Annotated in this window: 22 protein-coding genes; 16 read left to right on the top strand and 6 right to left on the bottom strand. The window is 43.6% G+C overall.

The genetic code is table 11. The features are described from left to right. The first annotated feature begins 174 nt into the window (after positions 1-174). Positions 175-711 (top strand): GNAT family N-acetyltransferase, encoded by a 537-nt coding sequence (locus HRQ85_RS08185; RefSeq protein WP_059019039.1) that lies wholly within the window; start codon positions 175-177, stop codon positions 709-711. Positions 712-835: 124 nt separating this feature from the next. On the opposite strand, the gene HRQ85_RS08190 is transcribed toward HRQ85_RS08185, so the two are convergent. Both HRQ85_RS08190 and HRQ85_RS08195 read right to left on the bottom strand, forming a co-directional pair. Next, a complete protein-coding gene (locus tag HRQ85_RS08190) occupies positions 836-2,185 on the bottom strand; it encodes a sensor histidine kinase (RefSeq protein ID WP_172379269.1) in 1,350 nt (449 codons plus the stop codon). After that, a complete protein-coding gene (locus tag HRQ85_RS08195; RefSeq protein ID WP_048617038.1) occupies positions 2,178-2,867 on the bottom strand; it encodes a response regulator transcription factor in 690 nt (229 codons plus the stop codon). Before HRQ85_RS08195 ends, HRQ85_RS08190 begins: the two co-directional genes overlap by 8 nt. Before the next feature lie 532 nt (positions 2,868-3,399). On the opposite strand from HRQ85_RS08195, the gene HRQ85_RS08200 reads away from it, so the two are divergent. The 10 genes from HRQ85_RS08200 (at position 3,400) to HRQ85_RS08245 (ending at position 14,150) form a co-directional block, all read left to right on the top strand. After that, complete coding sequence (locus HRQ85_RS08200; RefSeq protein ID WP_172379270.1) at positions 3,400-3,957, top strand: hypothetical protein; 558 nt, start codon at positions 3,400-3,402, stop codon at positions 3,955-3,957. 133 nt (positions 3,958-4,090) lie between these two features. Continuing rightward, entirely contained in the window at positions 4,091-6,097 is a 2,007-nt protein-coding gene (locus HRQ85_RS08205) for a putative bifunctional diguanylate cyclase/phosphodiesterase (protein WP_172379271.1), read from the top strand. A 250-nt stretch (positions 6,098-6,347) separates the two neighbouring features. Continuing rightward, positions 6,348-6,827 carry a type II secretion system protein gene (locus HRQ85_RS08210; protein WP_017085395.1) on the top strand — a complete coding sequence of 160 codons (480 nt, stop codon included), beginning with the start codon at positions 6,348-6,350 and terminating at the stop codon, positions 6,825-6,827. An 860-nt stretch (positions 6,828-7,687) separates the two neighbouring features. After that, on the top strand, positions 7,688-9,433 hold the full coding sequence (locus HRQ85_RS08215) for an EAL domain-containing protein (RefSeq protein WP_172379272.1): 1,746 nt from the start codon (positions 7,688-7,690) through the stop codon (positions 9,431-9,433). Positions 9,434-9,656: 223 nt separating this feature from the next. Continuing rightward, positions 9,657-10,028, top strand: a complete 372-nt coding sequence (locus HRQ85_RS08220; RefSeq protein ID WP_004729948.1) for a GntR family transcriptional regulator — start codon at positions 9,657-9,659, stop codon at positions 10,026-10,028. Beyond that, complete coding sequence (locus HRQ85_RS08225) at positions 10,025-10,879, top strand: ABC transporter ATP-binding protein (RefSeq protein WP_172379273.1); 855 nt, start codon at positions 10,025-10,027, stop codon at positions 10,877-10,879. The genes HRQ85_RS08220 and HRQ85_RS08225 overlap by 4 nt, the downstream gene beginning before the upstream one ends. Further along, positions 10,879-11,736 carry a hypothetical protein gene (locus HRQ85_RS08230; RefSeq protein WP_017083226.1) on the top strand — a complete coding sequence of 286 codons (858 nt, stop codon included), beginning with the start codon at positions 10,879-10,881 and terminating at the stop codon, positions 11,734-11,736. Before HRQ85_RS08225 ends, HRQ85_RS08230 begins: the two co-directional genes overlap by 1 nt. Positions 11,737-12,691: 955 nt before the next feature. Then, a complete protein-coding gene (locus HRQ85_RS08235; protein ID WP_102452831.1) occupies positions 12,692-12,979 on the top strand; it encodes a putative quinol monooxygenase in 288 nt (95 codons plus the stop codon). Beyond that, positions 12,979-13,557: a nucleotidyltransferase family protein gene (locus HRQ85_RS08240; protein WP_172379274.1), complete on the top strand. Its 579-nt coding sequence runs from the start codon at positions 12,979-12,981 to the stop codon at positions 13,555-13,557. Before HRQ85_RS08235 ends, HRQ85_RS08240 begins: the two co-directional genes overlap by 1 nt. 155 nt (positions 13,558-13,712) lie before the next feature. After that, positions 13,713-14,150, top strand: a complete 438-nt coding sequence (locus HRQ85_RS08245; RefSeq protein ID WP_172379275.1) for a bifunctional diaminohydroxyphosphoribosylaminopyrimidine deaminase/5-amino-6-(5-phosphoribosylamino)uracil reductase RibD — start codon at positions 13,713-13,715, stop codon at positions 14,148-14,150. 17 nt (positions 14,151-14,167) lie between these two features. Here HRQ85_RS08245 and HRQ85_RS08250 read toward each other — a convergent pair whose 3' ends face one another. Next, positions 14,168-14,620 carry an NUDIX hydrolase gene (locus tag HRQ85_RS08250; RefSeq protein ID WP_017069219.1) on the bottom strand — a complete coding sequence of 151 codons (453 nt, stop codon included), beginning with the start codon at positions 14,618-14,620 and terminating at the stop codon, positions 14,168-14,170. Positions 14,621-14,911: 291 nt separating this feature from the next. Between HRQ85_RS08250 and HRQ85_RS08255 the strand changes: the two genes are divergently transcribed. The 4 genes from HRQ85_RS08255 to HRQ85_RS08270 all read left to right on the top strand — a co-directional run bounded on the left by HRQ85_RS08255 (position 14,912) and on the right by HRQ85_RS08270 (position 19,769). After that, positions 14,912-16,624 (top strand): RluA family pseudouridine synthase, encoded by a 1,713-nt coding sequence (locus tag HRQ85_RS08255; protein WP_172379276.1) that lies wholly within the window; start codon positions 14,912-14,914, stop codon positions 16,622-16,624. Between the two features lie 155 nt (positions 16,625-16,779). After that, positions 16,780-17,160: a hypothetical protein gene (locus tag HRQ85_RS08260; protein ID WP_004729929.1), complete on the top strand. Its 381-nt coding sequence runs from the start codon at positions 16,780-16,782 to the stop codon at positions 17,158-17,160. 274 nt (positions 17,161-17,434) lie between these two features. Beyond that, entirely contained in the window at positions 17,435-18,631 is a 1,197-nt protein-coding gene (locus tag HRQ85_RS08265) for a multidrug effflux MFS transporter (RefSeq protein WP_441351173.1), read from the top strand. Positions 18,632-18,755: 124 nt separating this feature from the next. Further along, complete coding sequence (locus HRQ85_RS08270; protein ID WP_102511765.1) at positions 18,756-19,769, top strand: alpha/beta hydrolase family protein; 1,014 nt, start codon at positions 18,756-18,758, stop codon at positions 19,767-19,769. A gap of 21 nt (positions 19,770-19,790) precedes the next feature. Here the strand turns inward: HRQ85_RS08270 and HRQ85_RS08275 are convergent, their stop codons facing one another. Both HRQ85_RS08275 and HRQ85_RS08280 read right to left on the bottom strand, forming a co-directional pair. After that, positions 19,791-20,858 carry a helix-turn-helix domain-containing protein gene (locus HRQ85_RS08275; RefSeq protein WP_017091516.1) on the bottom strand — a complete coding sequence of 356 codons (1,068 nt, stop codon included), beginning with the start codon at positions 20,856-20,858 and terminating at the stop codon, positions 19,791-19,793. Between the two features lie 110 nt (positions 20,859-20,968). Next, positions 20,969-21,901: a GlxA family transcriptional regulator gene (locus HRQ85_RS08280; RefSeq protein WP_102511764.1), complete on the bottom strand. Its 933-nt coding sequence runs from the start codon at positions 21,899-21,901 to the stop codon at positions 20,969-20,971. A gap of 89 nt (positions 21,902-21,990) precedes the next feature. Here HRQ85_RS08280 and HRQ85_RS08285 point away from each other — a divergent pair, with 89 nt between their 5' ends. Continuing rightward, positions 21,991-22,551: a cysteine hydrolase family protein gene (locus tag HRQ85_RS08285; RefSeq protein ID WP_172379277.1), complete on the top strand. Its 561-nt coding sequence runs from the start codon at positions 21,991-21,993 to the stop codon at positions 22,549-22,551. A gap of 143 nt (positions 22,552-22,694) precedes the next feature. On the opposite strand, the gene HRQ85_RS08290 is transcribed toward HRQ85_RS08285, so the two are convergent. Further along, positions 22,695-24,053, bottom strand: a complete 1,359-nt coding sequence (locus HRQ85_RS08290; protein WP_048617068.1) for a Na+/H+ antiporter NhaC family protein — start codon at positions 24,051-24,053, stop codon at positions 22,695-22,697. Positions 24,054-24,145: the final 92 nt, after the last annotated feature.

Genomic DNA, 24,145 nt, shown 5'->3' on the forward strand with positions numbered 1-24,145 from the left:
TGCATAGCTAATGATTATATACACAACTATTGTAAGGTTTAATGAGTTTCGTGATAGAACTAACGTATCACGAAAAATCCGTGCTACAAGTGGTTGCATATTAAAAATCATGCGACATTATAGCCTGCCGACTAAGATTCGCTTAAATTAAGCAGCCATAAGAAAAGGAAAGACATGTTTAAAACGGTTATCGACAACGAACTCTCCATCGCATTGGTTGAAGAGAGCTTCGCTTCTCACTACGCGGAAATCTCACAAAGCCAGAATGAGTACCTAAGCCAATGGCTCGTGTGGCCGCCACATTGTAAAACCGAGCAAGACTTTAGGATCTTCATCCAACGCTCGCTACACGATTATGCGGAAGGGAAAAGTATGACCTGTGCGATCGTGTATCAAGACAAGGTCGTCGGTAACTGCAGTTTCAATACCATTGACCATGATAAGCAAAAGGTGACGATAGGTTATTGGTTATCTGAGGCATACCAAGGAAAGGGGATTGTGACTCGAGTTGTCCAGAAGCTGATTGATATTGCTTTCAATGAGTTAGATATGGAAAAGGTCGAGATATCAGCCGCAACCGGTAACCAAAGCAGCCGTAAGGTATGTGAGCGCTTACATTTCACGTTAGAAGGTATCATCACGCGTAACGAAAACTTGAATGGTCGCATCATTGACCACGCTATTTATGGCCTTCATCGCTCTAAGCTCTAAGCTCTAAGCTCTAAGCAGTAGTAACTAAGAAGTCACTCGCTTGTAAATCGGAATATGAAAAAGCCACGGTATTAGTCCGTGGCTTTGTTATTTGACGAGCCTGAAGAGCTCTTAAAGCTACTGCTTATGCGATTTTAGGAATCACGATACTGAACTTGGCGCCACCATGGTTGCTGTCGTCGATTTTGATATCCCAAGAAAGCTTTTTAGCCGCCGATAGAGCAATCGCGAGGCCTAACCCCAATCCACCTGTGGTCGACGTTCTGCTTGAATCTAATCGAGAGAACGGAAGGAATACCTCATCACGCTTATTTTCGGGTATTCCAGAACCATTATCTTCAATCACCACCAGCCAGTTTTCTGAGTTCTCATCTAACGTCATCCACACTTTGTCTTGTGTGTAATTACCCGCATTCTTGAGCACGTTATCGAACACCAAACGCGCCATTGAGCAATCACACTTAATCTTGCACTCTAGCTGTACCTTAGATTCAAAGGTGGCATTCTCTAGTTTCGAGTAACGAATTCGGTCTAGGCAATACTCACGAAGATCGGAGGTCACTTTAACGAGTTCAAAGAAAGAGTTATCCATGACATTCAACTTCGACAGCATGATGATTTCTGACGTGAGTTCGTTGATATCCTCAATGTAGGTATCAATATCATCGAAAAGAACCTGATGATTATCGGGTGCTCCCCTTCTTAGGATATCGGTCGCCAGCTGAATACGACTTAGCGGAGTTCTCACTTCGTGTGGGATAGCTTGAGCGAAGATATGACTTTGTTTTACTTTGCTTTCAATCTCTTCAGCCATGAAGTTAAAACTGCTGGCCAAATCAGAAACAGGATGGATGTCGTCCATGTCAGATCGAGTACTGAGCTTGCCCTTACCAAACTGTTTCTGCTTCTCGACGAGCAACTCTATTCTTTCTTGAAAACGCCTCACAGGTAAGTAAACACTTGCTCCAATCGCCACGATCACAGCCAATAACAGCCCTAACAAAAAGTGTCGTTCTGAGTCTTCATACCATTCAATGTCAGGAGAGAAGAAGTCCCCTACCTCACTGAACCCAAAGCTAAATTTAGAGTTTGGTAGCTGAAACACGGCCGAATAGAGATTGTCATCACTTAGATATATCGGCACACCGTTTAAGGTTGTGTATAACTCACATTGTAGGCAAGGCGCCTCGCCCGACCAATTCTCCAACAGGCGTAAATTGAAGATATAAAATTGTTGGTAGCCTGTTCTATCGAGCTCTTTATAGAGTGAGTTTTCTTGATTGTGTTGACGAACATACTGCTCCGCAAAGTAGATGCCATCATTGAGGAAGGTTTCGATCTCGGTGCGTCGCATGTGCCCGTCACCAAGGTTCAAGAACAAAAATATCGTTGCCGACATCCCAGTCACAATCCCAAGGTATAAGCGAGCAAACATCGAAACCGAGCGAAGCTTCGTAGCAATGAACTTACGCAACCAGCATGTACCCCTTGTTGCGAACCGTACGAATCAACTGTTTGTCTTTTGCGTGAATGCGCAGCTTTCGGCGTAACCCAGACACGCGCATATCAATTGAGCGATCGTTAAATGCGTAATCTATCCCTCTAAATAGCTGACAGCACTGGTCTCGAGTCACGACCTGACAGATGTTATTAACGAGAAGGTTTAAGATTTCAAATTCAGCAGAAGTAAGCTTGAGGTTTTGGCCATAGAGCGTGGCACTTTGAGCAGAGCTGTTGATTACAATATCGCACTGTTTTTCAGCCGTAGTTTCTTGCGCAGTTGTTACGGGAGCCGCTCTACGCAATAACGCTTCAATTCGCGCTAACAAGGCATGGCCACGAATCGGCTTGGCAACGTAATCGTCCGCGCCAAACTTAAATAAGCTGACCTCACTCATTTCATCGGCAGAGGCCGTTAGCACTAAGATCATTCCATTGTAGAACTCACGAGCTTGACGGCAAATCTGCGCGCCGCTCATCCCTGGGAGCATCAAGTCCAACAGGACTAAATCAGGTTCAATACTGCGAATCGCTTCAAGTGCCAAGTTCCCTTCATGAACAACGCTAACATTGTAACCTTCGGCTTCGAGGTAAAGCGTCGTTAAACGAGCTATCTCTTGGTCATCTTCAACAATGAGCACTTTGGTTTTCGACATTCCTATCACCAGTATTTATTAAAAGCGAGGGCAGTATATATACTGGTCATAGATCATCAATATTGCGATCAGAGCCCTACATTTACCGTACGCAAAACATAGTAATCACTTTTGTACATACACGTTTACAAAATAGAGAAGCAACAACCGGTGCGCCTTGGTTTATCAAGGTTTCCTCTTTGAGAGCACATTATTTGCTGTGTTTTAATCGTCTACCGCCCGCTTACATTTGCTTTATTTTCTTACGCGCACTTACATTTGAGGCGTTTACAAAACCCAATCAAATCAACTATCCATACACCAATAATATAACAGTTAATAATGCTGAAAAAACCAAAATTATTGGCTATAAAATTCAAACAAATAAACTTACAAGCAAAAGTAATCGATTACCTGACCATACGAACAGAGCTTTCCATTTTTCATCGCAAGGTAAATCCTGTTAAGCAATACCTTCTTAAAGTAACATTCACCCAATTAATTAATAGATTCAATATTACGCAATAATCACTTCCACAGGGCCCATTTTAAGATGAATAAAACGCTTTCACTGTTACTGACCACCACCGCTTTAGTTTCAACACCACTCATGGCAGACACCAATAAACAAGAAATGGTGAATCAGATTCAAGCGCAAGTCAGCTCTTGGATAGACATTCAGGTCACGCCACAAAGCAGCATTATTCAAAAGATGGTCTTCAACTGTGAGTTCTACAGTGCAACGCCTTACATTAAGTCGCCAGACGGAAGCGAGAGCAGTTCTGGCTCATACCGTTTTTACGCACATAACGGTGTATTGGGCTCGATGACAGAACCCTTCACCACTCAACCTCTGCCTGAATTGACGATGTGCCTGAAAGAAGAGTTCGTGGTGACCAACCAAGATGAAGCACAGCTATTATTTGAAGCTATCGAAACGGTCTATCCAAACCACTCTATGTTTGATGAGAACTTTCCTAAAGAGATCATCCAACAACCAAATGGTTGGCACTTCATCGACGGAGAGATTTTTGATGATAAGAAAGGCTATGTCGTCGAAATTACCCCTGAAGGTAAAGTGAACAAAATCATCCGCTCACTGAACCTTTAACACGCTGTTTCTTCTGTGGCACTTTGCTGTGCTTAAGTTCTTTATTGTTCTTAAGCTCTTTCCTGTTCTTTAAAACAGCTTCTTAACAGCGATTAAAGGCCAGAATTCAATTTGATACGCGACGACCGAACATATGATTTCGGTGGTCGCTGTTCGACAAAAATATCAGTTCACCGAGTTCAATATGATGACCAGTTATCAACCTTTCGAGCATCTCCAGTGTCCAATTTGGATATACGACATTGATAATAAAAGAATAACTTGGGCAAACAGCAGCGCCCTGCCTCTGTGGGAGTCTGAATCTCTATTTGAGCTGACATCTCGCGACTTTAGTGTCGAGATGTCAAAAGCAATCGAAGCGACATTGGAAGAGTACCAAAGGCAATTTCTACGCAACGAAAGCATCAAGACATGGTGGAACTTCACTCCCAACTACATTTCGAAGCGTGCATTGTGTCTGTTTTCTGGGATCCCACTGCACGATGGTCGAACGGGTATGTTGGTACAAGTCGTCGCTGAAGAAGGAAGCTTAAGGCACGACCTCGCTTGCTCTGATGGTGCAAACCTCTCCCTTCTGTTTAATAAGTCGGGAAGCGTAGTGAGTGCTAACTCCGAATTTTTTCACAACTACGGCTCACCGTTTAGCACCCTATCCGACTTCGTTTCAAGTGAAGAGACAGCAGCACAATGGCTGTTTACCGTGCGTAAAGGCCGAGAGATATTAGAAGAAGTCAGCTGCGAAATAGATGGCAAGACACACCATTTTGATGTGCAAGGAAAGTGGCTCTTCGATAAAAGCGAACTGCTGTTAAACCTAACCTGTACAACTAAGCAAAAAGAGAAACTGATAAAAGCCAGGTACAACGCTGAACACGACTGTTTAACGGAGCTTTATAATCGCCGTGGGATCACCAAACTTCTAGAAACCAGCATTGCCTATCGCTCACCGTTTGAATTGATGTTTGTCGACCTTGATGGCTTCAAATTAGTTAATGACACTTATGGGCACACTGTCGGAGACCAACTACTCAAACAGGTTGGTGAACGCCTTAAACAGTTGGTTGATGAGAAATGCATGATCGGGCGATTTGGTGGCGACGAATTCATTGTTATTGCCCACACCTGTCGAAATCAAAATATCCCACTACTCTGTTCTCGTATCATTGATGCATTAAACCGAAGTTTCCATATCAGAGGCATCGGCAGTTTGTCTGTCGGTTGCAGCATAGGTACCGCACATTTCCCTGATAACGCGGTTGACCAAGAAACATTGCTAAAACAAGCAGGTATGGCGATGCATCTTGCAAAAGCGAATGGTCGAAACCGCTTCCAAACGTTTACCCCAGACTTAGCACAAACCCTGCATCGCAAAGTAGAGATCCGCCATCGACTGGCACGTGCCATCGAAAACGACGATCTCAACCTTCACTACCAACCGATAATGAACACTAACAGCGACAAGGTGAAAGGATTTGAAGCCTTACTTCGATGGTCGGACGAAGAACTTGGTGACATCGCTCCTGACGAATTTATTACCTTAGCGGAGGAAAGTGGGCAAATAGTTCCTCTCGGAAAATGGGTTCTCAATTCCGCACTCAAACAGTTATCGATGTGGCAACGAGAGTTTGATCATGAGTTGATGATGAGCATCAATATCTCGAGCATTCAGATGCACGCTACCTTTGCCGAACAGCTATCGGCAATGCTGAACTTCTACAATATCCAGCCTCAAAGCGTTGCCCTTGAAATCACCGAGTCTTCGATGATCTTCAAGCATGGTGAAGTCAGACAAGCATTAAGTGATATATCAAAATTGGGCGTAGAACTTCACCTTGACGACTTTGGTACAGGGTACTCCTCACTCTCAATGTTGCATGACTTGCCAATTAGCACCGTTAAACTCGATAAAAGTTTTGTCCATGGCTCGCACAAAGGGAGCAAAGCAATAGTCCAAGCCACCCATGCCATCTGCGACAAACTGGGGCTAAAAGTAGTTGCTGAAGGCGTCGAGACCGAAACGCAAAAATCGTTCTTGATCGATTGTGGATACCAGTATCTTCAAGGGTTCTTGTTTAGTAAGCCCATCCCGTCAAATGAAGTCGAAAGACAATTTTTAACGGGTCGATTAATAGACATTTAAAAACTTATTTATCAATAAGTTAGAGTTTTTGAACACTTCGTAGTCCAGAGAGTGATACCCGCATCAACGCTTACGTATGCTTACATTGCGGCCAACAACGACAAGCCGAAGTTAAAGCATTGTTTATTATGCAATTATTGAGAAAAATCGACCTGTAAGCCATATAAAAGATATACCTACCTTCTGTAATGGCTTTGGTATTTAGATTACCCTCATGCAGCCCCTCAATCAGATCAAATAATCGGTAAATATGAGAAGACAAAACGGCTTCACTCTCTTAGAACTTATCATCGCTGTCTTAATTTTGGCTATCCTGTCTGCCACGGCTATGGTCAAGTTCTTAAACGTTCAAGGAAGCGCCCGTGCGAGTAAAATACACGACGTAGCGGGTAACCTACGTACCGGTATCGATATGATCTACGCCAAGTCTGCGATTGCTGGCGTTGAGGGAGAGTGCAACTATGTAGAAAAAACGGAAATTGAAACCTACTACGTCTGTCATGGTTACCCAATAGCTTATGTGGATTCACTAAGAAGGCTGCTCAATATCGACAGAACAGAGCTTCACGTGATCAACAAAGAAGTCGATCCTGGCAGCAATGCCGAAAGAGTAGCTGCTATCTCTTTTGACGCAGATAGCTACACCTATTCACCTGAAGGTGACTTTTGTCAGGTACTCTATCAACCAGAAAAAGAACCTCAAATCGTCGTACTTGATGGCGCATGTTAAATACTCAATGATTGTACTCATTCAGAAGTTAGAGCTAAGCCATCGAGACAGGTCTTTGAATATCATGTGGTTACGATAAATTTGTTCAAAAATAATACGAATAGGGTTAAGTTGTTGCTACTTACATCTTTAAGTGCTGTTTACGTTATAACATGAACCTTATTCATATCTTATTTTTTATAATTAGCCTATAAAGATCTACATAGGTGCATGTCTGATATATATCAACAGTGTTTTGATTAAACATCTTTCATAAATAGATAGGTATAAATATATAAGTAAAAATATAAGTAAAAATAGCATCCTCGTGCTATCTAAAACTTCCCACCTGAAAATTTCATTATTTAATAAGACGTAATAATACAAATAAAGCAAACTCAAAATACAATATTATCAATGCCATCATCTAGCCATATAATTCAATTACTAAAATCATGTCTCAATTAAATTATATTAACATTACATAAATTGACATAATCTAAGTTTATCCTGAAAAATTCTGATAAATCTCACACATCAATAAACCGAATGAATACCATCAAAAGCTACATTAGAAACCTCTAAATCCAGTAGCTAAACCTTCCACATAGAAGCGGTGAAATGGATAAATACCAAAACAAATGGATAAATCCCCTTTACCCCTTGTAAATCATTGGCTTTCATTTATAAATTCAACTTTTGGATGAACATCTCCATAACCTTTCATTCAAGCCCAAATTCTGCGATTAGTATCAACATCTTAAGAGAAAATGGTGACATTTTGGTTATATTATTTGGAAAGGACTCTTAGGTTGAATGAAAATCCCAGCCAATACACATCAATCACATAAATATAATAACTGTCGCTTAGGAGTTGAGCCATGCACTGTTCTTTCAATATAAACAACAATAATGAGAGCTTGCAACTGATCTACAATGAAGAAAAAATATACATCAAGAACAATAGCAATAAGATATCAGAGGAAAGTCTTAATAGTAAAGAGAGTTTTGTATTCAAATACCTTATTGAGCACTCATCAATATCTAACCCTCAATCTGCACGAGATGTTGAAGAGTCTTTTAAATTACATTTTGATGAAGAGTTTAGTTTGTATGCATTAAAAAACATCATCGCCTCAATAAGAAAGAAGTATCGAAACTTATGTAAAAAAGCAAAGGTAGATAATAATAGCGAGCTTATCTCTAACCTTTATAAGGTGGGTTACTTCATCGATCTCGATAAAAGCTCAACCAATCGTATCGCACCTAAGTACGACATCAACCAGTTCAAGCCCAGCCAGTTCGAGATGCTGAAACTGATGTTCAACACCTATCATCGAGAGCTGATCAAAGCTCTGATAGCCGTGTTCACCATCTCTTCCTTTTTCCTATTCGTTGTCTACTTTTTCCAAATCCTTTATACGACGAAGATTGCGAATGAATACAGTGAGAACACCAAACATATTGCAGCAGAAGTCATGGACTACGGTTGCGATAGCCACGGGGCTGTGCACTCATTAAGGCATTCGCTCAACCTAGATTCTGTCATCATGACTACGTCTTATGGTTCATGTTATATCTCCAAAACACGATCGAAAATGGTAGACCTTGATCAAGTTGATGACTTTTACGATAGTGCCGATTTCGCTTATTCACGTTTCGCAGACACTAAGCATGACATTGACCTTACGGTGCGTATTTCTACACGCTCTATTGAAGCTCGATACAAAAACTCACTATTGCCTCTGTTAGTCGACTCGGTCTCGATCCAGAAGAATGGTTATTACATTCTGAACCTTGGTGAAGAAAGTAAAGCTATCTATCAAACACCACTGCCAACCGGCGCAACCATTACCTTTTACAGTGACGATATTGTCGTACTGTGGACTGCGCTTTCTCTGATTCTCGCCACACTGCTTTATCGCTCCTATATTCTGGGCTTTATGATCTACCTGTTTCGTTGGAAACACATCTCCTTTGAAGAAGAGCCCATCATCAACACCGAAGACAACAGCGTCCTGTATTACGAGTTGTTATCTCGAGTTCGTAACGTCGGCGTTTTAAGCTTCATTAACACCATGAGACGCACCAATTTACTCACCTTTCACACTATCTTGCTCATCGAGACGGTCAGAAAAGCCAAATTACACAACAGCCATGAGATCTATGGTGTCAACGTGTGTCCGAGCGCTTTGGTGGGGTCGAACTTCGCAAGGCTCAGAGAGCATTTGGCCGCGATGGAAGCGAATGAATTTGTCGTCGAGATTACTGAATATTCGAATATTGGCTATGGATGTGAGGTTATCGATAACATTAAGGATATCAAAAAGCTTGGTATCACCATCGCTCTAGATGACTTTGGTACGGGCAATAACAACATCGAAATCATCAATGTTATCTCTCCGGCCTATCTAAAATTGGATCGTTGCTTTGTTAAGGATATCGAGTCAGGAGAGCACCATCAGGGTGTATTGCTTAATATCTCTGAGATTGGACGCTTATCAAATATCACGATGATTTATGAAGGTGTCGAGACGCGCAGGCAGCAATATATCTTGTGTCAGCTAGGCTACAACTTACATCAAGGCTACCTATATAGCCGGCCTAATGACTCAGAGGAGCAATAGGCCCAGCCTAATAGAAATCTTGACGAGCAACCATTTCCTATTCAAATAATCATCGCTCATACCGCTGCTTGAAAGCCCACAAGGAAGTAGGCTTCAAGTACCCTCCCCGCCAAACATGCTTTCTCCAAATATAAAAATATCCGATCCATTTTCATAAAACCCTTGCCAATTCGAATAAAAAGGTTAGTGTTATACACATATATATCACCATGCAGTTTTAATTATGACCGAATGGAAAGACGACCAGCCGATCTTTAGGCAGCTTGCCGCAAAGATCAGTGACCAAATTCTTCAAGGTGTTTGGTTAGAGCAACAAGCATTACCCTCTGTGCGTGCGGTTGCTGCCGATCTCAAGATCAACCACCTTACTGTCATGAAAAGCTATCAGTTACTGGTGGATGAAGACTTGGTAGAGAAAAAACGCGGCCAAGGCATGTATGTGGCCGAAGGGGCACTTCAAAAATTGAAAGAGTCTGCACACCAATCATTCATCAACACACAGATCCCAGCCATCGCTGAGACGCTAGGCATCATTGATATGAGTGTCGAAGAACTCGTGAAACAGCTAGCACAACATATAAAGGACAAGTCATGAGTACGTTACTTTCCGTGAAAAACGTAACCAAAACCTATTCAAATCAAGTGGGTGTCGAAAACATCAGCTTTGAGTTAAAGCCAGGACAAATACTTGGTCTGCTTGGCCACAATGGCGCGGGTAAATCGACTCTGATCAAATCACTGCTTGGTGGACACAACTATCAAGGTGAGATTGAAGTAAACGGCTACCACCCTATCCACCAGCACGCAGAGCTCATGCAGCACTTGTCGTACATCTCAGATGTTAACGTGTTACCAGAGTGGATGACGGTTAAACAACTGCTTCGATACACACAAGGTGTGCACCCTAGCTTCAACAAGCAAAAAGCAGAACAGACGTTAAGCAGCACCAACATTAAGTTGTCTTCTACTATCAAGCAGCTTTCTAAAGGGATGAAAGTACAACTTCACCTTGCGATCATCATCGCGACTGACACTCAAGTGTTGATCTTAGATGAGCCTACACTGGGCTTAGATTTGCTGTACCGCGATACTTTTTATCGCCATCTACTCGAGTGGTTCCACGACGGCGAACGCGCCATGATCATTGCAAGCCATGAGGTTTCAGAAATTGAACACCTATTAACGGATGTACTGATTTTGAAGCAAGGTCATTGTGTCCTGCAAAAAAGCATGGAAGACATCGAGAGCGACTATTTCATTATTGAAGTCGCAAACAACCATTCAAGCGAGATTCAGAAACTCAACCCACTGACCTCACAATCAGGGCTAGGCACTACTAAGTGGTTATTGGAAGGTCAATACAAAGCGCAGGTTGAATCACTGGGTAACATCTATAACGTTGGTCTCGCAGATCTATTCCTTGCAACACAGATGGAGAAGGCATAATGCATCCAAGTTTTTACATGCTAGAAAAAGAACTCATCGAGCACAAAGTTAACACTCGATTGCCTCTGTTTGTCGCGTTATGTGGTTTCTTACTGTTCGTTGGTCTGTTCTTTAATGGCGCAGCACAACATGAGTTTTTCTTTGAAATGCAAGTGAACGGTGACGTGAGCGACATCCACAGAGAGTTCGCACAAGATCTCAACTCAGTGATCTACTTTGGCGCGGGCCTTATTTCACTGATCCTGTCGACGCTATATATCCCTAAAACGCTGCGTAAAGAACGCCAAGAAGGCAGTTCGATGTTTTGGAGAAGTATGCCGGTATCTAACGCAATGACTCACGGCGTGAAGCTAGGATTCGGTTTAGTGGTTATTCCGGCTATCTGTGCATTGTTAGTGCTGTTCGCAGATTTTCTATTCTGGATATTGAACGTCTCAAGTGAACAACAATTGGCGCTATTGGTTGAGCAGCAATCTCTGTTTTATGTGCTGAGCAACTGGGTCGTGTTTTTTGGACGAATGATGTTAGTTGCACTGGTTTTATTGCCACTGGCAACCGTCACTCTAGCGATTTCGCAGCTGGTAAACTCTCCATTGCTTGTCATTTTCATCTCAAGCTATGCGATTAAGTTCCTCTCTGTCGCCGTGTTTGGGTTCTATGGCATCAATGACTTCCTATCTCTCATCGCGTCATTGCCAATGAATGTGCTCATAGCAAGCAACCCATTAAGTGCGATTGCAGAAGCGCCGATTTTATCTCTAGGTATTTACGCACTGATCGGTGTTGGTGGCTATCTTCTGAGCCTAAAGCTGAACCGAACCGATGATGTCAGTTTGAAGACGCTCTTCCAACGTTAACGCATTCGCTCCTGACGTTGGTGTTGTCGCTCCCGAGCAGTTAACCACATCAGATATCAAAATCTAAATCAAAGCTTCTGAGAAATCGGGAGCTTTTTTTGATCACGACTTTGCCAATACAGAGATGGGTAACAAGAACAAAGGGACAAAAGGGTTTTAGTTAGGAGTAATAGAGTGAAGCAACAAGAGAATCTAAGAGGAGGTATTAATGAGCTGACATTGAATGCATTGTTGTTAATGCCTGTCAGCTCTTTGGAGGATGATTTCTTTAGTCGCCGACCAGATGAAGGTCCTTGAGAGTGCTAATGAAATCGATTTGTTGCGTTTTACATTTGATTAAGCTTTTCAGCTTTTTTTTATCTTAAAGCTTTACGATTTAAAGCTTATTTCTTTGAAGCTTCTTTCGCTGTGTCTTTCCAGTATTGGATGCGAACGCGATGAAGCTGTGCTCTTCTCATTTTTTTCATAAGGGATATTTCCTTTTCTTTAACTGCTCTTCATGAGCTATTTTTATTGCCAACCATTCGAATCTAACGGTGTTTGATGTCCAGATCAATGATACAAATCACAAAATTTATAGAGTTTTGAGTACCATTTACATCAAAGTATGACCTAGATATCAACTATGGCTCAATTCAATCCTATGAGCCGCTCTTCAAAATTAAGGTTAGTTCTCTCAGATGACAAATTCATTTCAGTATCAATACAGTTCAATGATACTAATTTAATAGACCGGACCAACGCTGATTTAGTTCCAGTGTCTTATCATTTATTGATTACACCGCCCTTGAAGTTACAGTGTAACCATGAATGCATTCGATGTGAGCAAATAATCGCCACATTAGCCTATACGTCACAACATCAAAATGGGATTATGTTTGTAACGGGTAAAGCTTTTTATAGAAAAAAGCCGTAGTGGACAAAATTAAATAGACGTAATTAAATGGACGTAATTATGAGTAAAGTAATTCTGCAAGGGCATATTCTAGTGCCAGACAACGACCTAAAAGCCGTCACACAAGCCTTAATTGTACACAAAGAACTGACACTGGAAGAACCTGGTTGTATCGTGTTTCGAGTCAGTCAAAGCACGCTTCAACCTAATCGCTTTGAAGTGTATGAAGAATTCACTAGCCGAGAAGCATTCGAAGCGCACCAACAGCGAGTAAAAACGTCTGAATGGGGTGAAATCTCCAAGAACGTGACTCGTCATTATCAAGTCACCGATGTTCCGACATCATAATGATACATCCGCTAGCCAACAATATCGTCACGTTGATCAAACAAGATCCCTTACGAATGCAGGTTTTAGACTGTGTCGCTCAGCTGGATTTGCCGCAGTGCTATGTTGCTGCCGGCTTTGTGAGAAACCTCGCTTGGGATCACCTACATGGTTATGCCTCCCCGACTCCACTCAATGATATTGATGTGATCTACTTTGATACCATTGATACCTCTTACGAATCGGATCTTCGATACGAGGCTCTGCTTAAGCAACGGTTACCTGAACTGAATTGGCAAGTTCGCAATCAAGCCTGCATGCACACCAGAAATGGGGATGAACCTTACCAAAGCTCATTGGATGCACTGAGTTATTGGCCGGAGAAAGAAACCGCAGTCGCAGTAAAGCAAAGCCTCAATGGAGACATCGAATGTATTTCGTCTTTTGGTTTAGAGAGTTTGTTTGATTTGCAAATCACACCCAACCCAAAGCGTAACCGAGATATCTTTGATCAAAGAGTACAATCCAAGAACTGGCTAACCCAATGGCCCAAGTTAACGATTAGTCACAGTGAACTAGCTTTCGAATTCAAACGCTAAAACCATTGACTAAAATCCCAATCAGATCGAACATGCCCCACTTATTAACTTATTAACTTATTAACTTAGTAACTTAGTAACTTAGTAACTAACCAACTCATCAACCGCGCGTGGCGACTAGCAGCTACGCTCTCTCGTCATACTGAGTAACGACCATGAACCAACAATACATGCTGCAAGCACTCGAAGCTTCGCGCCAAGCCTTACCTGATTGCCAACCAAACCCGCCAGTAGGCTGCGTTTTGGTAAAGAACGATAAGGTGGTATCTGTTGGGTACACGCAAAAAGTCGGCGGAAACCACGCCGAGGTCGAAGCGCTCAATAGCTATGACGACGGATTGGACGGAGCAATGGAAGGCGTTACCGCTTACGTAACTTTAGAGCCATGTTCATTTGTCGGCAGAACTCCCGCTTGCGCCAATACATTGGTTAAAGCAGGTGTAAAACACGTGGTAGTAGCGATGCTAGACCCAGACCCTCGCAATAATGGTCGTGGTGTTGCGATCCTTGAATCGCACGGCGTGAAGGTGGATGTGGGGTTATGCCAAGCGCAAGTGAGTGCTTTTCTAACCCCATATCTTGGTAAATCTTAGCTCTTAAACAGCCAACGCTAGCTCAATTTGACTCGATAAAGCGGATTGACTGGCTTACCGACAAAGTATGACCAAATATGATCGTAGACGGCATGTTGGTTAGGGAATGGTGCCAACGCTTTTGCCTCTTCTAAATTGCACCAACGATACTCGGTATGCTCGTCATTCAGTTCAATCGCTTGGTTGGGTGGGCATAGCACCGCAAACACAGGGATTAACTGAATTACATTAACGTGCGCCTCGTAAAACTGCTCCAGAAACTGCGCGTTATACAAAGCTTCCACTTTAATTTGGGTCTCTTCTTCAAATTCGCGCACGATAGCCTGCCAACCTGTTTCGCCCGCTTCAATCGAGCCTGCGACATGGCACCAAAATTCGCCTTTCACACGCTTCATTAATAGCATTTTCATTTGTCCGTCGATCTCTGAAATAGCGACACCAGATACAATCGAAGTATTGAGTGGAATCATAACGTTACCTTAGTTTTCATAAGAGGTTGGCAAGGCTACCACCCTTGGTTTGTTAAATTGTCTTCTATGATTAAAAACGAGAAGTTACTCATCAATTAATGGCGTTCAAGCTATAGCTCATGGGTTCAGTATTAACCGTCTCGCTTAGCTATCCAGTAATAGAGCCATTTCTTATTTGAGGCGCTTTTCGATAAAGAGTAGAATCGCCGCCTTGTACTGTGTTTAACGTCTCTAAACATACACAGTAGACTCACAACCATTTATCACCACGATATAAGTATTAATACGACTATGCACTCATCAAAACCAACGCACGACTCAGAAAACAGCCACACACCTGAGCATTGCTTCACTCGTTTTCAACAGCCGATCGAGTCATATTCATTGCCTGAGCGTTTCACATTCCCGTTCTACTACGAACCGCACCCACTGTGTGAAATCGCCTCTCATCAGCTTCAACAGTATCTAGAAACTCAAACCGACTGGCAGCATGACTTCGGACTGGATTCTGACGCTGGTCGCGGCAAAATGTTTGGTGTGTTATTGGTGAAAAGTCCAGAAGGTGAGTTGGGTTACTTCTCTGCTTTTTCAGGGAAAATCGCCGACCAAAACCTACTGCCTCACTTTGTACCGCCCGTGTTCGACATGCTGAGCAGCGACAGCTTTTTCCATCAAGATACGGCCGATATGATGGCTGTAAACGCTGAGTTTAAAGCGCTGCAAGCAAATACTGAATACCTTGAATTGTGCGAGCAACTGGCGCAGCAGAAAGCACAAGCTGAGCAAGAGATTGAAGCTCAGCGCCTATTGATTATTGAAGGCCGAAAAACGCGTAAAGAACAACGTGAACAAGGTAAAGAAAACCTTGATGAGCAAGCCTTCGAACAACTGAACAATGAGCTAAACAAGGCCAGTGTTGCCGACAAGAACCAGCAGAAATACCTAAAACTCAACTGGGAACAGACCCTGCAAGTGTTGCAGGCTAAAGTTGATGTTTTCACCTCTCAACTGGCTGAGCTAAAAGAGCAAAGAGCACACCTTTCTCATCAGCTTCAACACAAGTTGTTTTCACAATACGCTTTCCAAAATGCGGAAGGAAACGTTGAAGACCTTAACCAGATCTTTGAAAACACGCCAAACAAGATACCACCAGCTGGCTCTGGCGAATGCGCTGCGCCTAAATTGCTGCAATACGCGTACTTAAATGGTTACACGCCACTGGCATTGGCTGAGTTTTGGTGGGGTCGCTCTCCAAAGTCGGAAATCCGTAAGCACAAGAAATACTACGCCTCTTGCCAAAGTAAGTGTGTACCGATTTTAGGCCATATGATGAAAGGCCTAGAAGTCGATCCAAACCCATTGCTAGAGAACCCAGCTGAAGGCAAAGAGCTGGATATTCTGTTCCAAGATGATCACATCGTGGTAGTACACAAGCCAGCAGGTTTTCTATCCGTGCCGGGTAAAACCATCAAAGATTCCGCCTACACACGTGTTCAAGAAATGCATCCCGATGTTGAAGGACCATTCGTTATTCACCGTTTGGACATGGCAACCTCTGGCATTCTGATATTTGCCCTCACTCGACGTGCGAACAAGAGCTTACAGAAGCAGTTCATTACTCGTGAAGTCGAGAAGCGATACGTGGCAATGATTGAAGGCGTTCTAGCAGAAGATGAAGGCTATGTTCGACTGCCATTGCGTGGTGATTTGTATGACCGCCCTCGTCAGATTGTCTGCTTCGAACACGGCAAGCCTGCAGAAACCAAATGGGAAGTGATTGAGCGAAACGAGCAAACCACTAAGGTTTACCTGCACCCTAAAACAGGGCGTACACACCAGTTGCGTGTTCACTGTTCACACGAAGAAGGTCTTAACATGCCTATCGTCGGTGATGGCCTATATGGCAATAAAGCCGACCGACTGCACCTACACGCAGAAAGACTTGCGCTGCACCACCCTGTGACCAAAGAGTGGATGGAGTTTCAGTTCGACGCTGAATTCTAAAACCTCTCATTAGTACCGAGCTTTGATAAGGAGTCACAACCACTTGTGGCTCCTACCTCTTTTGGGTATATCTCCACGCTTATTGCACTACATCAAGATTCACTTTGTTGTGAAGAGTAGCATGCCCACCTTCTTCTCTCCTTGAGGCCTTTGATATGTCATCAGCTGCTTTGAATTTGCACCACAACACACAAACTTCTTCTTTGATAACTGCGCAAGCACCAAGCTTGAAACCACTAGCAACCAAAAAGCCTAATCTAAATTTGGCAATGCTAAGCTTAATTGAAGAAGTTAAAAACGAACTCCCACTTTACGAATCGGAGACGTTTATCTGTGGGCCAAAAGGAAACTGCTCGGGTTGCTCTAAAAAGCTACTAGAGATGGTCGACAGTGAGTTGATGTACTGGGAGCACAGTATTTCAATTGGCCAAGGCCCCAACTTCGAAGAACTGCGCCGTTTTGGTAAGCTATGCAGCAGTGTTAGACGCGGTTTAGAGCGTAACGGTTTAGTCGAAAAACGACCAAAGAAAAGATAACAAGCCAACTCGATAATCATTACAATGTGTCGTTGGCGATCACAAGCCACCCTGCTACTAACTGATTGAACTCGTTAGCTATAAAAGTAATAATGTTTTGTAATATAATTCAGTGCGCAGACCGACTTCGTAGATTCGGACTCATAGAGATAAGTTCATCGATACTTTCACCATATTCTTGAACGACTCTATCCTTCTTGTCTGACGTGCCTTAACCTGCTGTATATCAATATCACATCAATTAGAAACCTACCTTGGACAACGGAGAGCCACCTTGAAGAGACCACAACCAGTACTGGGAAAGACCGGTATGCTATTTTTTCTCGTCATAATAAGTGCTTTCCCTCCATTGACCATCGACCTTTACTTACCTGCGCTTCCGCAGATGGTCGAGGTGTTTAATACTGACCGATCAATGGTCAACCTAACCCTGAGCAGCTACTTCGTTACTTACGCCATCGGTCTTTTGTTCTGGGGGCCGCTCAGCGAAAAATTTGGTCGTAAGCCGATCCTATTAATTGGATTAGCGGGTTATATGGTCGCGAGCATATTGTGCGCGATGACCAATAGCATCGAACAGTTGATTGGTGCTCGTGTATTCCAAGCCTTTGCGGGCAGTGCCATCACCGTTATCGCGACTGCCATTGTAAAAGATCTTTACGACGGCCGAGAACGTGAAAAGATCATGGCGACTATCATGTCACTGGTGATCATCGCACCAATGGTTGCGCCTGTATTTGGTGCCTTTCTACTGAAAATTGCGTCTTGGCGAATGATGTTTGTCACCCTCGCCGTTTTTGGTGCATTTGCGTCAGTATTAGCTTGCTGCTACCGAGAAACACTCGAAAACAAATACCAAGGTTCTATATTCCGCTCATGGGGAAGAATGGGCGTGGTCATGAAAAACCGCTCGTTCCTCAAGCTACTGGTCATTTTCTCTATCATACCGATGGCATTGATGGGCTTTCTTGCGGCGGGTTCTTATATCTACATCGATCACTTTGGATTGACCGAACAACAGTTTAGTTACGCGTTCGCATTCAATGCACTGTGCGCCTCATTTGGTCCAACAATTTACATGAAATTGTCCTACCGAATGCCGGTTCAAAAGGTCATCTCAGGATGTTTTGCTTTATTAGCGCTTGCGGGAATCTTCACCCTAACCATTGGCGACCTGTCCCCTTGGTTCTTCATGTTCATCGCTGCACCAGCGACATTAATGGCGATCATCATGCGAGTACCGGGTACCAACTTGATGTTGAATCAACAAGATCATGACACGGGCTCTGCCGTCGCACTGATACAGTTCTTCAGCATGATTTGTGGTTCGCTTGGCATGGTATTAGTTTCAATACGCCCAGAGTCACTGATTGAAAACCTAGGCTTTATCCAATTATCCGTCGGTACGCTAGGCGGCCTGATGTGGCTGATGGTCAGAAACAAAGAGTTCGTGACTAATAAGCTGAATTAGGCACATCCAAAATAGCTAAGTTTGTACTCAAACACGATTTAGGGCGTCCTCGATCGTGTTTGAGGTCTCGCCCTCACTGGCTTTAGCGCATATTGGCTCCAATCACCTCAATTGGAGTTAAGCCATGAAATGGATACATTTACTGTTCACATCCCTACTTTTCCTTTGCGCTTCATCCATCGCTTCCGATGTCGGATTCACTCAAGTCACCTTAACTGACGATCCTAATCGCCCGCTAAACACTGCCATTTGGTATCCCACACAAGATGAATCAAACACGTCCTTGATTGGTGATAACCCAGCCTTTAGAGGCACGAGAGTCATCAAAGATGCTGAGATTCAATCAGGCACTTTTCCAGTAGTACTTCTATCACACGGATACCGAGGAAACTGGCGAAACCAAAACTGGTTGGCGACCGAACTTGCGAGTCGTGGCTACATCGTAGCGGCCACTGACCATCCGGGAACCACTTCTTTCGACCAATCTCCAGAGCAAGCCGCTAAATGGTGGGAGAGACCACAAGATATGTCACGCATTCTGGACTACTTGTTATCCGAAACCCCGTGGAAGCAATTTGCTAACGCTGAAAATGTTACCGCAATCGGGCACTCTCTAGGTGGCTGGACCGTAATGCAATTAGCTGGCGCTAAATTGGATAGACCAACCTTTGAAGCTAATTGTTTGGTATACCCGAACCCACGAACTTGTGGGCTATCTGATGAGTTAGGGCTATCACAAGTCCAACCCTCAGAACCAAGCAATAAAGACTTATCAGACCCTAGAATTCAGCGCATTGTCAGCCTTGATTTAGGACTTGCCCGAAGCTTTTCGCTACAAAGCTTAAATGACATTACAGTGCCAACCTTAATATTGGCGGCTGGGATTGATATTGGGGACCTACCTCAAGCATTAGAGTCTGGCTACATTGCTGAGCACATGCCTCTTAATTTAAGACGTTATAAGGTCTATGAAAGCGCTACCCATTTCAGCTTCATTCAAACCTGCAAACCTGGGGCAGTACCGATGCTTGAAGAAGAAGTGCCAGGCGATGGCATTATTTGTAAAGATGGCGTTGGTACATCACGCGACCAGCTACATCAATTGATCTTAAACGACATCATTAGCTTTCTGAATTGATAAACTGAAAAGTAAACACACTCAATCTAACACTTGCGGCGAACTTCGATACTCACTCGGAGTTTGCCCAGTTATCCTTGAAAACTCGCGATTGAAATTGGACTTGGTCTGAAAGCCTGAACTAAGGAAGATGTCAGTTATCGCTTCATCACTTTGCATCAGGAGAGTCTTAGCGTGCTCAATTCGATAGGCGTTAATCACCTTTGAAATGTTCTGGTGGTGAGTTTGATTAACCGCAGACGATATTTTTCGAGCTGGGATACCTAGCTTTCTCGCCACTCGATTCAGGGACAAATCTGGATCTTTGAACACCTGATGATCCTTCATTAACGCATCAAACTTAGCGACGATCTGCGTGACTTCTTCATCCACTTTTAAGCTTGTCGACGATGCCGGAGATACATCAATTGCTTCAGGATAATGGTTTGACGTTGTCAGTTCACTCTGCTGTTGGTTTTGTTCCTGAATTGGTGCCGTGCTAGTACTCACAACGACTACAGCCCCAACAATTGCGGGAATAAGAACTAGGTAACCAATAGACAGAATTAAGTCGGTGTGTTGTGCGTTAAGCAGCAAAATATCATACGAAATAATGCTATCCACGAGAGCCGAAAACAGTAAGGCTATACCTGCCGTACGCTCAGCATACAAAACATTCGATACATCACTCAGCCTGACGTGCTCTGGGAAGTTAAACGATGATTTCAACAACAAGCAGCCATAGCTGAGATATAGCGAGATCAACAATAGATCAATCGTTCCATCCCAAATATACGAATAAGAAAAGGAGCCAACCAGAACAACGACTGGGCCTAAGCAATGCAAAAGAGACAAAGGTTTACTTCGATGAGCTCCCGCAAAGCAGAGCCACGCAGCCACCGGTACACTTGCCCCTAGAACCGGTTGTAAGAAACGGAACAGTGCAATATCAAACGTCCAACGTAGCCCTACAACGGTGATCATCAAAGCGCACAACATGATAAACCAAAATGGTTTTTGACTTGTTTGTGGGTAACGATATCGAAGCAAAACGGCCGTGATAAATAACAAAAGAGCAGCAACAAATGGCAAGGGAATAGCGAGCATCAAAATTCCATTTATGTTCGAGAAAAGATCATTTCAATATCACGTCACATATTCAGTAAGTGAACCATTGAATCAGTGCGAGTGATAAGTATTGAATATCAATCTATGGTAAATCATTCCTCAGAAAGAAATCTAGAACGAAATCTTGATGGTGTTAACCCGATGATTTTCATGAAGACTTTTCGGAAGCTGTTTACGTCCTCATAACCAACCAAATAGCTGATCTGCTCTACCGGTTTATGAGAGCTTTCCAATAACTCGCATGCGCTTTGAATACGTACGTGTTGGATATAATTGATAGGCGTAAAACTGGTCGCTTTAGTAAATTGTCGGATAAAGGTTCTTCGTGTCATGAAGGCTTCTTCTGCCAATTGATCGAGCGACAAAGGGAGATGATGATGCTTCTGAATAAAACGCTGCACCGACACAATCTTGTCATTGCCGTGAGCATAGTTCGGCACAAAACTCTGATAGTAGCGCTGCTCTCTCAAGCCCGTATCGAGTACTAGGTATTTACCTAGATTACGAGTATTGGTCGGCGTTGTGTATTTGGTCAAGATAAACAAAGCGAGATCCATCCACGACATCAAACCACCAGCGGTCATCACATCCGCATCATCAATCAAGATTTTGTCGATATCGACTGCGATCTGTGGATAAAGCTCCGTAAACTTCTGCTGCGCTTGCCAGTGCGTGGTCACGGTTCGCCCTTCTAACAAACCTGTTTTTGCCAAAATGAACACGCCCGCACAAGCTGAGCAAAGTATCGCCCCCCTTTGGTGAGACTCAATCAGGTACTCAAGCAAGGTGTCACTCGGCTCTAGATAGTAACAACCATCTAAATTCGGTGGGAGTATGATGATATCGGCGTTCGACACGCTAACATTGTCATGCGCTTGGATCTGAACGTTGAATTGAGTCTTCTCAGCCGAAGGTTCAAGAGAATTTGCCATCTGCAGAAACTCTTTCACGCCAAACACGGCACTTTGCAGAGAGCCTGGATAGTCGATGATTTCGACCATTACTGATTTTGTCACTATTGCCATAGAGTCTGTCATTTTTGACGTGCGATAAAAACTACAGAGTATTCATAATATCCCTACACCGCAACACACCAAATACAAAGGTATAGACTATGAAGAACACAGCCCTGCTACTTATCGACTTTCAAAATGACTATTTCCCTTCATACGAAGGTGCAAAATGGGCGCTGTCTGAAACAGAAAAAGCAGCCGAAAAAGGTGCACAGTTATTATCCGCTTTCAGAGACAAGCAACTTCCTGTGGTTCATGTGCGCCATGAATTTCCAACCAATGAAGCACCCTTCTTCTTGCCAGATTCAGACGGTGCTCAAATCCACAACAGCGTGACTCCGCTAGAGGGTGAACCTGTTATCGTAAAGCATCAAATCAATAGCTTTAGAGATACGGAACTGAACAAGGTGCTAAAGAATCAAGGCATTGAGAAACTGATCATCGTTGGGGCAATGAGCCACATGTGTATCGATGCTGTGACTCGTGCAGCAACCGATTTAGGCTATGAATGCCACGTAGCGCATGATGCTTGCACTACCTTAGACATGGAATTCAACGGTGTTAAAGTTCCCGCTGCGCATGTCCATGCGGCATTCATGGCCGCATTGAGCTTTGGCTACGGCAATGTCGCGACAGCCAGCGAACTTGAAAGCCAACTTTAGTAAAACTCAAAACCGTCCACATGGGCGGTTTTGTCTATATTCAAATCAAAATTAGCTTCCAAACAATTCTTTCAGGCGCAAAAAAGGCCCCTTTCGGAGCCTTTTTATCAGAGTCAGTGATCACTCAATTTGGTCAATTGCTACTAAGCTTGAGCCACTTGACGTGCTGGGTGTTTAATAAACACAGCGACCACAGCCACGATTGCAAGCGCGAAACAGTAGTAAGAGTTAGACACGATCTCTAGAGGCGATAGGTTAAACACAGAGCCCAATAGCAATACCTGAGCACCGTAAGGCAATACGCCTTGAATCACACACGAGAAAATATCCAATAAGCTTGCAGAGCGACGTGGGGATACATCGTTCTCTTCAGCTAATTGGCGAGCCACGCTACCAGACACAATGATTGCTACCGTGTTGTTTGCCGTACATAGGTTCACCATTGATACCAAGCCAGCAATACCTAGCTCACTTGCACGGCCATTTGCTTGCTTAGAGTGAGAAGAACCAAATGCACGAATTAAACCGCTCACTAAGTTTGTCAGAAACGCTAATCCACCTTGGCGACGCATCAGCTCGCTCAAACCACCAATCAGCATCGACAGTAAGAAGATCTCTTGCATGTTGCCAAAGCCTGCGTAGATGTCTTGAGCGTAATCCGTCATACCGTAGTTCTCAACAGAACCTAGACTTACACCACCCGCTAACAAGATACCTATCGTCAATACAACGAACACGTTCATACCCGATACCGCAAGAATGAGGATAGTGATGTACGGAAGGACCTTCAGCCATTCAATTGGGCCTGTTTCAGGAACTTGAGTTGCCGTGCTGTTGAAAGCAAAGATAACAATCGCGATAAGTGCAGCAGGCAGTGCAATACGGATGTTCTCTTTAAATTTGTCTCTCATCTCACAGCCTTGCGAGCGTGTCGCAGCAATCGTGGTATCAGAGATGATTGAAAGATTATCACCAAACATAGCGCCACTTAGCACTACGCCAGCGGTTAGAGGAATACTCATGCCAGCTGAGTCAGCAATGCCTAGTGCAACAGGTGCAACCGCAGCGATAGTACCCATAGAGGTGCCCATTGCGGTCGCAATGAACGCCGAAATAAGGAAGATACCCGGTAGGATCATGCTCGTTGGGATAGCCGATAGACCAAGGTTTACCGTCGCGTCCACGCCACCAGAAGCTTTAGCCACAGCAGCAAAAGCACCCGCCAATAGGTAGATCATACACATTGCAATAATGTCTTTGTGACCCACACCACCTAAGAACTGCTCAATAGCACGGTTCAATTTATCTTTGCTCAATAGCAGCGCTAACATCACGGCAGGCAGAGCCGCAATCGGAGCTGGAAGTTGATAGAAAGCAAAATCGACGCCTTGTAGCGACAGGTATGTACCCACGCCAATAAACAGCGCAAGGAAAACGATCAGAGGGATAAGCGCCACTGCCGAAGGGGCAATTACCGCGTTAGAATTTTTTGAATTGGACATGGAACGACAACACAATAGAACAGGAAGGAGAGCAGACTAATGTCACACTTAGAACTTGTCAACGTCTAGACGTCTAAACGCCTAATTTAACG

This window comes from Vibrio sp. Vb339 (assembly GCF_902751245.1).
Taxonomy (GTDB): domain Bacteria; phylum Pseudomonadota; class Gammaproteobacteria; order Enterobacterales; family Vibrionaceae; genus Vibrio; species Vibrio coralliirubri.